We start from the raw sequence: 11,751 nt of genomic DNA on the forward strand, positions 1-11,751 counted from the left end.
CCCACGTCGAGAACGACGTCAAACAGGGCAAGGCGATCGGGCTGAACCGCTGGCCGTGGACCCGGCGCCGCGACGCGACCGTCGCCACCCAGCCCTGCCCACAGACAGGAAACCTAGATCAAAAACCCTCGTCGCTGCTCACCCAGCGGAGCCCCGCCAACCCCGTGAACGATTGAGGCCGGGGCCGTCCAGGCTCGCGACCGGTTGTACGATCCGTATGATCGAAGATGAATTCTGAATAGCGAGATAATAACTTCGAGGATTCTTCTTCCGTAGGACGTACGGAGGTTGAACCCGGATGGGACACGTGCGCACCGAGCGGTGGCACGATCTTGCAGCAGCGGTCAGTGCATCACGCTGCCTCCAATATTGTAGGAGCCGGCAGAGGCCATGATGGTCGCGACGGATGCCGGTCGCTACAGTGCTTCTTCCGGCACCACCCGCAGTACAGCCATCGTCTCGTCCAGCTCCCGGACGGCCGGGGTGTCCGTCCACGGCTCCAGCTGCTGCCGTGTGTCCCGGAGGTGTATCGCAAGCCGGACCGACCGGTTACGAACCGCCAGTTCACTGGCCTGGCCCAGAGCGCGGGCCGCTTCCTCGATCTCACCATGCTGGATGTAGGCACTGCCCAGGTCGACCATTGTCATAGCGAGGTTACGCACGGACAGCGCCGGATCCAGGGTGGCGACCGAGGGCCCGATGATGGCCAGTGCCTCCGCCGGACGCTGCACGTGCAGCAGGCACTGGCCGCGGATGCTGGCGAGGAACGCCTCGTCGTACCAGTAGCTCAGCGACGGGCGATCGTCGCGCAGAGCCAGCGCGCCCGCGGCCCGGTCAAGCTCCGTCATGCAGGCGTCGTACTCCCCAGCGGCGGCATAGGCACGGGCCGCCATGTCCCCGGTGTTGGCTTGTAGCGCCCGGTCCGGGGTATGCCACGCCCACGCCACGGCAGCCGAAGCGTAGTCCACCGCCACGCGTGGGTGGCCCTGCCAGATCGCGGCATGAGCCATCTGGCACAAAGTGAAGGCGCCGAGCTCGGTGTTGCGGGCCTCATGGGCCGCAGCCCGGGCTTTCTCGAGGTGCGGCATGGCCGCCTCGAACTGGCCGAGATCGAAGATGAACTGGCCGGTAGCCCGACACAGATCAGCGTAGACGGACAGCAGCCGGGGGCGCAGGCCGGGCGGACAGCCCTCCAGAAGGTGCCGGGCGAGACGACGCTGGTCGAGGACGGTGCGGAGCACGGCCTGCGGGCCCAGGGCATCATCCTGCCGTTGGGCGTGGTGCAGGACGTCCTCGATATGCCCGATGATCGCAGCGTCGACCCGGGACGGGGTGCCCAGCGCACCCAGCAGCCGGTCGGGTTCGACCACATCTGCGGTGGCCAGTAATGGCATGGCCGCCACGGTGGTCGCGGCCCGGCCTACAGAGAGCAGGAACTGGCGGCGTCTCACCGTGGTAGCCCAGGTGCCGAACAGACCCACAAGATCGTCATGGGCCATCTCCGTTGGCGGGACGGCCGCGGGCCGGTCGTCGGCAGGAAAGGCTGATGGCTCGCTCCAGGATTCCCCCCGTAAGGCGGCAATCACATTCTCTGGCCAGTGTAGGTCACATACCGCGTGGCCGTGTGGGGGCTGGGTGGCCGCCGTGGGCTCGGGGACGCCTGTGGTGGCGGGCAGCTGACGCGTGTCGGTGAGAGCAGCCGGCCACTGCGCCGTCCGGTGGGGACCCGGCATCCTGAACCACAGCAGCTGGTCCGGAATACGCAGACACGCGGCCCAGCGCATGAGCCTGGCCAGATCGGTGGGAGGCGGCCCAGCTTCGATACGGCTGAGCTGTGCCTGCGTGAGGTCCATCCAGCCGGCCACGGTTTCCTGACTCAACGGTATGCCGTGGTAAGGATGAGCGCGGTAGGCGGCAATGACATGACCCATATGCCAGGCATCAAAGGCGTCGCGGAGCTGGTCGGTGTCCCAGAACGCCTCCGGTACCACGGGGGCACCCAGAATACGATCCTGGGCTGTGCGCTGACAGGGACCACACAGGCCGCCGGTATTGTCCCGGGCGAGACGGGTGCCGCAGCGGCAGTACCGACGCGTGGCATGGTCCATGGGGCGCTCCCGGATGGTTTCTCGACGGGATGGGTTTCCGTGGTCTCGGAGTGTATCTATCACGATGGATAATAGCGATACCCGCCATACGGACAGCGCATGATGCCGAAACGGGAGACGTTTTGCCGGGGCGTGACACAGACCGCCACAGTGGCACGGGCGTCCGAAACCGGATCGCCAGGAATGCACTCCCGGTTTCGGACGCCCACCGATACGGCGATGGATCATTTATGGCGGAGGGATTATGCCCGAGGAATATCGATGCGTAGAACACCGCGCGGTGCTACCGTGCCCGCCCCGGCCGGGTGGATCGGAGGCGGACAGACCGGCAATGTTCCCACCGGGAGTCAGCGGGCCGGCGCGGGTGGCCGCGGAACTGACGGTCCTGCAGGGCGGCGACCGGGACGACGAAACACCGGCGGACGCGGCGGGGACGGGTCGTATGTCCCCGCCGCGCGTGGAGCTGGCCATCGGGGCAGCGCAGGCACAGGGGCGCACGGCCTGCGCGACCTTGGCGGCGGTAGCCGACCAGCTGCCCAGGGTGGAACCGCAGCACAGGATGATGTTAACGCAGCGGCTCCACACGGTGGCTGGGGAGCTGGAGCGGCTCGTAGCGTCCAGCGTGGCGATGACCGGGGCACGGGATACCGCCGAGCATGAGGCGGGTGGCCGGGAGCAGCCGCACCCCGAGCGGCAGGGTGCCCGGGGTGCGGAGCCGGTAGCGCACCCCCTGGCCCGGGTCCGGGCGGCGCACGGCTGGTCCTACCAGCAGCTGGCGCGCCTGATTGCCCAGCAGGCCCGGCAGATGGGGGTGGCGAACATGGCGGCGGAGCGGCAGAAGATCTGGCGCTGGGAACACAAGGGAGTCGTGCCGGACCAGCTGTCCCAGCGGGCGTTGGCCGCGCTGCTGGGAGTGCCAGCGGAGGTCGTGGTGGCGCACCCGTGGCCAGCCTGGCTCCCGGTGGGAGACGACCCGGCGGTACTGCGCACGATGGAGGTCTCGGTGCTACGCACCCAGCTCCGGCTGGCGGTCCGGGCACTCGACGAGGCACAGGCCACCGGGGTGGAGTGGACCGTTCCCGCTGGTGTAGCCACTCGGTAGGAGGGTGCTGCTGAGCCATAGCGAAGCCACCCGATGGTACCCACCCCCGGGTGATGACATGCCGGCATGTCATCCCGGAGGAGACGGGAGGGTTCCCCTGTCGCGGACAGTGACCTTCAGGTCCGTTGTCTCCGACAGCGGCAGCCCTCTTCTCCGCTCTGGTAGTTTCCGCGGTGAGCAGGGGAGGGTGGTCTCCCGCGGTCAGTGCACCGCCCGCCTCGCGTCGGGACCCTCAGCAGGGGGTTCGCATCGGGCTGTTGGGGCAGGTCGGGAGCCTGCCCGATTGCGATCAAGATTGCCGAGCCCCCTGCTCCCAGCACGATGCGGGTGGTGCACTGGCCATCTGAATCCAAGCAGCCATTCCTTACCCCGGTGGGGGGTGGCCGTCATCAGCAGCGCCCGCGGGGTGTTCTTAGCAAGCAGTCGTCCGATCTGGTGGAAGCTGGTCGCGGTCGGGGTGAGCCTATGGGCCTCGTCGAACACCACGAGGTCCCAGCCGGCCTTATCCGGGCGGAGCGCTTCCTGCACGGCGGGGTTGACGGCGGCGAGTTCAAGGGAGAACACCCACAGGTCGTGGCCGCTCACTGCGTCCTCGCGGATCGTGTTCGTCGTGAGCTGGCGCAGACCACCGCCGAAGAAACGCCCGAAGTCTGCAATCCACTTGCTGGCCAGGTTGGCCGGACACACGACGATCGCCCGGCGGACGAGCCCGAGACGCTGCATCTCCCGCAGGTAGAGCCCCGCCATGATCGTCTTTCCGGTGCCGGGCTCGTCCGCGAGCAGGAAACGCAGCTGAGGCTGGGGCAGCATCGCCCCATAGACGGCCGTGGTCTGGTGGGCATACGGCCGAAGCTGCGTCGAGGCGATCGCGCTGGACTCGGCGTTCGTCGCGGCCCCCGCCATCCAGCGAGTCCACATTCCGGCCAAGACCCGTGCCGAGTCCGCTCCCCCGTCAGCGATGATCGGTCGGACGACGTGCTGGTCTGCCGCGTAGACGACGATCTCATGCATGTCGCCCTGATCGTCTATCAGGAACAGCGTCCAGGCGCCTTCGGTCGGACCTGGCAGCGCAAGACGCACGTGTGCGAAGTCGGGCAGGCCCGCAGCATGCACTCGGACCCGCTGGCCATGCTCGAACATCCGCCCCCGCCCAATCCGTCAGATCGGACATGCTAGTCAGTGACATGGAAGTCCGCCTTCATGTTGTCCCAACTGGGGCACGGCGGAGTTAGCTAAGGAGATCGTGAACCCGCCAGCCGAGTCAGATGACAGGGGTGAGAGCGGCCCAACCCGGGAAGCTCCAGCCTCCGGCGTCGGCCGTCAACCGAGACCGACCGCGTCAGACGACCCGCTCACCAGTGACCGTCCAGCGAAGGGCCATGATCGGCGCACAAACGTGCACCGGTCAGGCAGCTCGGTTCACGTGGTCACGGTCAGCAGCGTCAGGCCGCCGGGATGAAGCGGCGGAAGGGTCCTGCGGGTGAGTGCGGCAGTCCGATCAGGTGGGTGCCGGACACTGGCTCGGTGATGGCGAGGTGACTGCCGAGCATGGAGGTGAGGCTGGCGGCGACGGCGGCGATGTCGGCGGCGGAGCCGTGGAAGGTGGGTACGGAGCAGCCTCGGGTCGGGATGAGTTCGTCTTTGGCGGACACGTCCTTCCAGAAGGTGTGGAAGGGCTCCAGCGCGCCGTTGGCGGTGACTTGCTTGCCGGTTTGCTGGTCGATCGTGTATGGCCCAGCAGGACTAGCACGGTCGCTGACGGTGAGCAGCCCGAGAGTGCTGGTTCCCGCGTCTGTTGCGACTTGAGCGAGCAGCGGGCGTCCTGTTGCTGGAGCTAGGCCGTCGAGCAGTTGGCCGATGGCGCGGGAGATGGTGGCGTCAATGACGAGGTCGGCGTCCGTGAGGAGCGTGGCGAGGTTGTTTGGGATGACGCCGATGTGTGCTTCGAGCTCGATATCGTCGCGGATGGCGGCGAGGCGCTTGCGCAGTGCCTCTGCTTTCGCTTCGCCAATGTCGTCCTCGATGAAGTCCTGACGGACCAGTAGTCCTCCGGTGACGGTGCCGGGGTCGCAGAGGATGAGGCGTTTGGCGCCCGCGCGGGCGATGAACTCGGCGATCCAGGACCCGAGGCCGCCGCAGCCCCAGATGTGGATGGTTTTTCCTTGGTAGGCGCTGGTGGGGCGGTTGGTGTCGCGCCGGGTTGTGACGCTGTCCCGTTCGTCGGACACGGTGCACCACTCCACGGGTGTCTGGTTGTCGAGCGCCTCAGGGTTGATGCTGATCATAAGGTCGCGGCGTTGGCGGACGAGTTGGCGGAGTTCGTCGGCCGTCGCGGCGGGTACCCGGCCTGCGAGGAGGTGCGGAGGTCCGCCGGTGGGGTGCGGGATCGCGAGGATGAACGTTTGGGGTGTGCGCGCCGGGTTTCGGGTGGCGGCAGCCGCGAGCGCCGTGAGGAAGGCCGCTGCTTGAGGCCGGGGCCGCGGAGCGACGAAGGCCCTGGGCGTGATCGCGGTGTCGAGCCGCGCCAGCAGGTCGTGCAGTCGGGTCCCCGCGCCGAGCGGTAGGGGGTCTGTCACCTGGAAGACCACGGTTCGGTGCTGGTCGGGGTGACCGCCGTCGTAGTGAAGGTCGTACCGGTGCGGCGATCGCAACGTGAGGAAGGCGACTCGTGCCTTGGCCAGCGTGCCGGATTCACGAACGACGATGGTGGGAGTGCCCGCCGTGCGATGGAGGATTCCGCCGACTGCGTGGAACAGGGCCGCGTCGGGGTTGAATCGTGCTGCCGCCGCGTCTGCCAGCCAGTCGTGCAGGCGGTCGATCGCACTGGCGAATCCTCGCTGCGGGTTCCACTCCCGCGCAGGATCCAGGTAGAGGCACAGTCGTCGTCCTTGCAGCACGTGCGGGTACCCGAGGAATCGATCATGGTCGACCTCGACGAACGGCGGCGCCAGTCGAGTGGGTCCGATCCCCAACAGGAACTCCTCCTGCTCTCGCAGGGGAAGGCCGTGCGGGGCGTGAGGCAGGTCGCCGGTCCGCAGGCGGATGCGGGCTTGGACGAGCCCGAGGTCGGTCAGCCTAGGGCGGTTGAGTAGTTGGAACTCGTCCGGTAGGGCGGCCGCAACCGCGCCCAGTGCACGGACGGCAGACTCCTGCCAGTCCGTGCACTGGGCGCGCTTCCGCTTCGTCACCGGTGGCGTGACTCGTTACCCGGCTCGACCGGAGCGGCCGGACGAGGAGATGCCGGGAAGTTCGGTACCGCCGGTGGTCCCGCCCGCCGCTCCGGCGGCGCCGAACTTGCTGCTGGACGACGAGGTCTCCGGGGCCTGGAACTTGTCGCCGAACAGGGCCTGCCACTGCTTGACGCTTTCCTCTTCGTCGGTCTCGTGGTAGGCGTCGTGGATCTCGGTTGCGTGGGCGTGGATGCGGGCGCGGAAGTAGGAGTAGGTCGTCTGGGTCCACCGGTGGTCGAAGGTGACGACCGGGTTCGACGGGTCGGGGATGGACGGCTTGATGGGGCGCGCTTGGAGCCACGTGTCCAGGTCGCCGACCATGTGTAGCAGGGCGGTCGGCAGGTCGCTGTAGTAGCCGGGATCGCCGATCTTCTTCCACTCCTCGACCTGCTCGCCGAGGAGCGTGGTGATGAGGATCGACTTGGTGCCGGTGAAGGAGTTCTTGTGGTCGCGCAGGAACTTCAGGAGGCGGATCACCTTACGCAGCTTGCGGTTGGCGATCGTGTCCTTGTCCTTCATCCACTGGGTGAAGCCGGACGGGTTGGTGGTCTCGAACGTGTTGTCGTCCCGGTTGATGATCACCTGGCGGTCGTCGGCGAGGATGACGTACGGGACGATGTCGACGTGCATCTTGTTGTTCGCGTACTCGACGTAGACGCAGCGGCACTTGCGGTTGTGCGGCATGTTGCCGTAGATCGAGTGATGGTGGATGACCTGGTAGACAGCGTTGATGTACTGCTGCACGTCTGACCAGTCGGGCTCCTCCTTCATCTGAACGAGGAAGTCGGCATCGAACGGCTTGCCGTTCTGCGGGCTGATGATCGTCTCCTGAGCCCAGGAGCCCTGCGGGATCTTCTTGACGAGTCGCGGGCCGAGGTCCGGATCCGCCTTGAGCGCCGCGTAGATGGCATCGACGCGACCCGCGAGAACGTTCAGGTTGAACTGGCTGAGGTTGACCGTGTTCTTCAAGAAGTTGTCGAAGTAGTCGGTGTGCTTCATTGGGCTTCCCCCGTGGTGGTAGGCGTTGGCGATGCGGTGACCGGCTCTCCGATCCGGCCGTGTGCGCGTGGGCGAGGTCGAAGCGGTGGCCGGTCACGTATTGACCTGGACGACGGGTGTGTAGGTCCCGTTCTGCCGCTCGTACACCTCGATGGGAGGCTGCGCCCCGCGCATGAAGGCGCGTCCCATCTCGATGACGGAAGAGAGCGGCGCGGCGGCGACGAGGTGCCACTTCGTTGCTCCGGGGCACGTCGTCTCGACCTCTGCGAGCAGGCTCCGCCAGCGGTCGGCGAAGTTCCGCAATGTGCCCGGGCGTGCGAAGAGACCAGGACCGAAGCGATCGGCCTCGGGCCGGATCTCGAAATACGGCAGCCCCCGCAGCGCATCCGGGAGGTTGCTCTTCTGGACCTCCGCGGTGAGCGAGGCGGCGAGGACGACCTCCGTGGCCGGGGCGGAGCCGACAGTGGTGCGGGTGGAGAAGTCGTGGATCGGGGCGGTCTCGTCCCAGCGCCAGCCCTGGTCTCCGTCGCGGTGCTTCTGGTAAAGCCGCGTGTCGGTCTTGTCGTCAAGCCGCGAGCCCAGGTACACGAGCAGCGGGATCGGGGCGATCGCAAAGATCGACAGGTGGTCGACGAGCCCGCTCGCGACTGCCTGCTCGACCAGTTCCAGGGTGTGGTTGATCTCTTCTTGGGCGGCGATCCAGTAGGAGGAGCGGCTCGGGTCACCCGCGATGTGGCAGAGGAAGTCTCCCTGCCATCGACCGTCCGCGAGGCCGAGGTAGCCGTCGGCCAGGAGCGCGTCGGCCGTTTGCCGCTGAGAGGCGAAGGCGGTGGCCCCCCGCACGAGACCGCCCACCCGGATCGCCGCGGTCCGGCGCAGCCCGCCGCTGGTGGCGGCCACCCGGACACGGTCCTCGTGCGCCTTCTTGAGGGCGCGGAGTCGCTCGGTCGTGAAGTACGGGGCGTGATCCTCATCGTCGATCAGACGGTGGCAGGCGTGGCAGAGCAGGAGGAGGTTCTCCTCCGCTTCCCGATCCGCAAGGTCCTCGGCGAGCCCGCGGGGCGAGCCGGGAGTGGCAGTGGCGCCGACGTTGTGCGCCAGTTCCCCGACCAGGACGGTGTGGAAGAAGTTGCGGTGTTCGAGCAGGCTGGTGGAGCACATGACGCAGCACCCGGCGGCTCGCGCCCCGACAGCGAGTCGCACCGCGGCCTTAATGTTCCCCCGCTTGACGGAGGTGTCCCGGACCTGGTTCAACGCCATAGATCAGAAGCTACCGGGACTATCTGACAGAACCGGAGCGCTGTGCGCCGCCACCTCTGTCGTCACCTGCCTTACCGCTGGCATCCTCGTCGCGGTCAACAGCTCCTGATCGGCCGAGGCTGCGCTGACCGGCGGCGCCTCGGCCGCCATCGCGGCGTCCGTCGCCGCGGCACTGGGCGGGCCGTAGACCCGTGCGGACGCGGTCTGCCGGTCGCGACAGCCGTGCCCGTTCGAGCCGACGGATCCTGCCATCTGGGCACAGTGTCCAGGCGGCAGGACCCATCGGCCATGCGGAGATGCGGTCAGGCCGCGCGCTGGTGGGGATCAGGGCCCGCGGGTGGCATTGGCTGCGGCAGGTGTAGCCGGTCGGGACGCTCCAGACGGGTGAACGCACCATTGCCACGACGCTGGGTGTTGGTCCGCAGGGGCCAGAGGGCGGCCAGCTGGCCCAGTCCGAGGCGACCAGTGCTACTCGAAGTCAGGGGGAGCCAGCGGAGCAGGGTGGCATCCAGGTGCTGATCGGGTTCGGCGAGGTCCGCGGCCGTGGTCGCGACGGGCACCCGCGCGGGCTGGTCAAGGGCGCGCAGCGCCTCGGTCAGGGCCGGGCCTCCCGGCGGGTCGTGGTGGTCCAGATCAGGATCGGCGTGATGATCCTGGTTTCCTTGGCGAGCCGGTGGTAGCCGTCGAGCTTGAGGGCGAGGCGGCGTAGCGGTTCGGTGCCGTAGTCCAGTTCGAGGAACCATTCGATCTCGGTGCCGCGCTGCGCCAACCGGCCGTAGGCGTCCGGGCGGACGATGTCCCCGTACAGCACCGCGCACCGTTCCTCAGGCCACCACGCCGTGAGCCGGCCGGTGGCGTGGGGCTGGCGGGCGTGGTGGATCAGCCGGGTGAACATCCCGTTGACCGGGACCCGGTGGGCCAGATACAGGGAGTGGGCGATGCCCATGGCCCGGTCATGCTGGTAGTCGATCTTCTTCGGGTCCAGGCCGTCCTCGTGCGCGAGGACGGCGGCGCCGGCGACGTCGAGGACGTAGTGCATGGGCGACAGGCCGCTGACGGCCAGCGGCTGGAACCGGTTGAGGACCTGCCAGCGGTACAGCTCCAGCAGGCGGATGTTCGCTGACCGGCGGGTGATCCAGCCGAGTTCGACGATCTGGTGGGTGGTCAACACCCGGTGTTCGTGGATCATGTGGGTGATCCACCGGTCCCGGAGGGTGAGGTGACGGGCCAGCCACAACTGCTGCTCACCACTGGACACGATGCGGGCGGTGGGCCGGGCGTAGGTGCGGCGGCCGAGATAGGTCTGCTGTGGAGGATTCGTGATCACGCGGAGAGGTCTCCCAAGGGGTCGTCAGGCAGGCGGAGGCAGGCGAACGGGCAGGGTGGACGGACGGCTGTGGATGAGGCGGGGGTGCGCGGGGCGCGTCCGCACCTGGACACGCCGCACGCCAGCACGCGGGGTACACGCTGGTTCCGCCCGTCGGGGCGGGGCCGTCATCCGACCGCGGCCAGCACACCCGTCCCGGCCGGCTCGACCCGGCCGAGATCAACCCTGTCGACGTCGTCCGGCCCGACCGCCCCCGGCAGCCCATCCGCCGCCCGGTCGTCGGCGTGCGACGCGGTCACGGCTGTGGTGGTCTTGGGGAGGTCTGCGTTCGCGGCGTGTTCTTCCAGCACTCGGTGAGCCTCAGTGCGCAGCTGCGCGACCGCGCCCGCGCGCTTCGAGCCGACTTTCAGCCGCTTGCGCAGCTCGTCCGAGGAGATCGGACGGCGGTGCTCCTCCCAGTAGCGGGCATCCTCGCGCCGCGCAACACACAACTGGCGGCGGCGGCGATGACTTCGAGTGCGGTGCTGCCGAACGGGATCCGCAGGTCCTGGTGGTCGGGGTTCACGGGCACATCCTGACGCCCAGTAATTGTTCTTTCCCTGGGGCCTGAGAAGATCATAAAGGGGTATTTCGCTTCCGGTCACCCGGTGGACGACCAGGTCCTGGGTGGCGTGGGTGGCGCCTGACACGAGACCGGTGAGTGGACCGGATGGTGTTGTCGACGCAGCCGACGGGGCATTTCAACACCCCGCTCACGCCCACCATGAACGACGCCAACAGGATACCCAGCGCGGCGCGGGACACGTGGACAGGTCCTTCCCATGCCCGTGTGGCGATCCGTGATGCGTTGACGTTCTGTGACGAGAAATGTCACGCTATCGATCTTGAAATGGGAACAGAAAGAGAACACCCTTCCCGTCACGTGGCGGAACTCCGTGTCAAGCTACGACACTCGATCAAACCGCTGAGCTGCGAAAACGGTGGGATATGGTCCGTGCCGGCATTCGCCGGCACGGACCATATCGGACTTGTAATCGAGCGGTTAGGGGTTCGAATCCCCTCGCCGGCTCTCCTCTGACCTGGGCATTCGCCGTTGGCGCGCTCCCGGAGTGATCGTCGTGTACCCAGCGGTGTACCCCAGCCGCTCACGTCGCGTCTTCGTCATCCGCTTCGCCCTCGCCCGGTTCCTTGGCCGTGTCCCCGGGTTGCTCACGGCCCATAACCAGTCCGTCGAGACGCGCCACGGCGTCTTCCTGGGCTTCGGGAAGCACGTGGGCGTAGGTGTTCATGGTGAGGTTGATCGTGGAATGGCCGAGTAGTTCCATGATTACCCTCATGGGGACGCCTTCGGCGACAAGGAGCGTGGCGAACGCATGTCTGAGATCGTGAAGCCGTGCCCACGGGAGCCCGGCCGCTGCACGGATCGCGGTGAACCGCCTGTTGACGTTGCGTGGGTCGAGAGGTGTCCCGATCGCTGAGGCGAAGACAAGGTCATGATCTGTCCAGTCCGGACCGGCAGTGGTTCTGGCGACATCCTGGGAATAGCGATGCTCCTTGAGGATGTCGATGAGCGAACCGGGCAGTGGCAGCGTGCGATGTGACCGGACGGTCTTGGCCGGCATGAACATCAGCGTTCCGTTCGCCCGCTGCAACGTGCGCCGGACGTGCAGCACTCCCGCCTCGAGGTCGATGTCGTCCCAACGCAGGCCGAGGACTTCCCCCCGT

At 67.5% G+C, this 11,751-nt stretch carries 8 protein-coding genes and 2 pseudogenes; 1 reads left to right on the plus strand and 9 read right to left on the minus strand.

Annotated elements, in window-relative coordinates; translation table 11 throughout:
• Positions 1–416 precede the first annotated feature (416 nt).
• Positions 417–2,108 carry a hypothetical protein gene (locus MJ783_RS16775; protein ID WP_239311383.1) on the minus strand — a complete coding sequence of 564 codons (1,692 nt, stop codon included), beginning with the start codon at positions 2,106–2,108 and terminating at the stop codon, positions 417–419.
• Positions 2,109–2,838: 730 nt separating this feature from the next.
• Between MJ783_RS16775 and MJ783_RS16780 the strand changes: the two are divergent.
• Positions 2,839–3,078, plus strand: a pseudogene (locus MJ783_RS16780) (transcriptional regulator); the annotation flags it as partial.
• A gap of 333 nt (positions 3,079–3,411) precedes the next feature.
• Here the strand turns inward: MJ783_RS16780 and MJ783_RS16785 are convergent.
• The 8 genes and pseudogenes from MJ783_RS16785 to MJ783_RS16820 all read right to left on the minus strand — a co-directional run.
• Positions 3,412–4,350, minus strand: coding sequence for a DEAD/DEAH box helicase family protein (locus MJ783_RS16785; RefSeq protein WP_239311384.1), 939 nt, complete (start codon positions 4,348–4,350; stop codon positions 3,412–3,414).
• Positions 4,351–4,652: 302 nt separating this feature from the next.
• On the minus strand, positions 4,653–6,398 hold the full coding sequence (locus tag MJ783_RS16790; protein WP_239311385.1) for a ThiF family adenylyltransferase: 1,746 nt from the start codon (positions 6,396–6,398) through the stop codon (positions 4,653–4,655).
• A 15-nt stretch (positions 6,399–6,413) separates the two neighbouring features.
• Positions 6,414–7,439 carry a cyclic GMP-AMP synthase DncV-like nucleotidyltransferase gene (locus MJ783_RS16795; RefSeq protein ID WP_239311386.1) on the minus strand — a complete coding sequence of 342 codons (1,026 nt, stop codon included), beginning with the start codon at positions 7,437–7,439 and terminating at the stop codon, positions 6,414–6,416.
• Between the two features lie 93 nt (positions 7,440–7,532).
• Positions 7,533–8,600 (minus strand): SAVED domain-containing protein, encoded by a 1,068-nt coding sequence (locus tag MJ783_RS16800; RefSeq protein WP_239311387.1) that lies wholly within the window; start codon positions 8,598–8,600, stop codon positions 7,533–7,535.
• A 102-nt stretch (positions 8,601–8,702) separates the two neighbouring features.
• Positions 8,703–8,951, minus strand: a complete 249-nt coding sequence (locus MJ783_RS16805; RefSeq protein WP_239311388.1) for a hypothetical protein — start codon at positions 8,949–8,951, stop codon at positions 8,703–8,705.
• Between the two features lie 50 nt (positions 8,952–9,001).
• A pseudogene (locus MJ783_RS16810) lies at positions 9,002–10,026 on the minus strand (replication-relaxation family protein).
• Positions 10,027–10,193: 167 nt separating this feature from the next.
• Positions 10,194–10,517, minus strand: coding sequence for a hypothetical protein (locus tag MJ783_RS16815; RefSeq protein ID WP_239311389.1), 324 nt, complete (start codon positions 10,515–10,517; stop codon positions 10,194–10,196).
• A 654-nt stretch (positions 10,518–11,171) separates the two neighbouring features.
• The coding region (locus MJ783_RS16820) for a site-specific integrase (RefSeq protein ID WP_239311390.1) at positions 11,172–11,751 on the minus strand (580 nt) is incomplete at its 5' end.

It is taken from the genome of Protofrankia sp. Cj3, from assembly GCF_917627355.1.
In the GTDB taxonomy this organism is placed as follows: Bacteria; Actinomycetota; Actinomycetes; order Frankiales; family Frankiaceae; genus Protofrankia.

Excerpts from the sequence above, each read along its gene's own strand:
- MJ783_RS16775 (WP_239311383.1), bottom strand. The coding sequence starts at position 2,108 with ATGGACCATGCCACGCGTCGGTACTGCCGCTGCGGCACCCGTCTCGCC.
- MJ783_RS16785 (WP_239311384.1), bottom strand. The coding sequence starts at position 4,350 with ATGTTCGAGCATGGCCAGCGGGTCCGAGTGCATGCTGCGGGCCTGCCC.
- MJ783_RS16795 (WP_239311386.1), bottom strand. The coding sequence starts at position 7,439 with ATGAAGCACACCGACTACTTCGACAACTTCTTGAAGAACACGGTCAAC.
- MJ783_RS16800 (WP_239311387.1), bottom strand. The coding sequence starts at position 8,600 with ATGTGCTCCACCAGCCTGCTCGAACACCGCAACTTCTTCCACACCGTC.
- MJ783_RS16805 (WP_239311388.1), bottom strand. The coding sequence starts at position 8,951 with ATGGCAGGATCCGTCGGCTCGAACGGGCACGGCTGTCGCGACCGGCAG.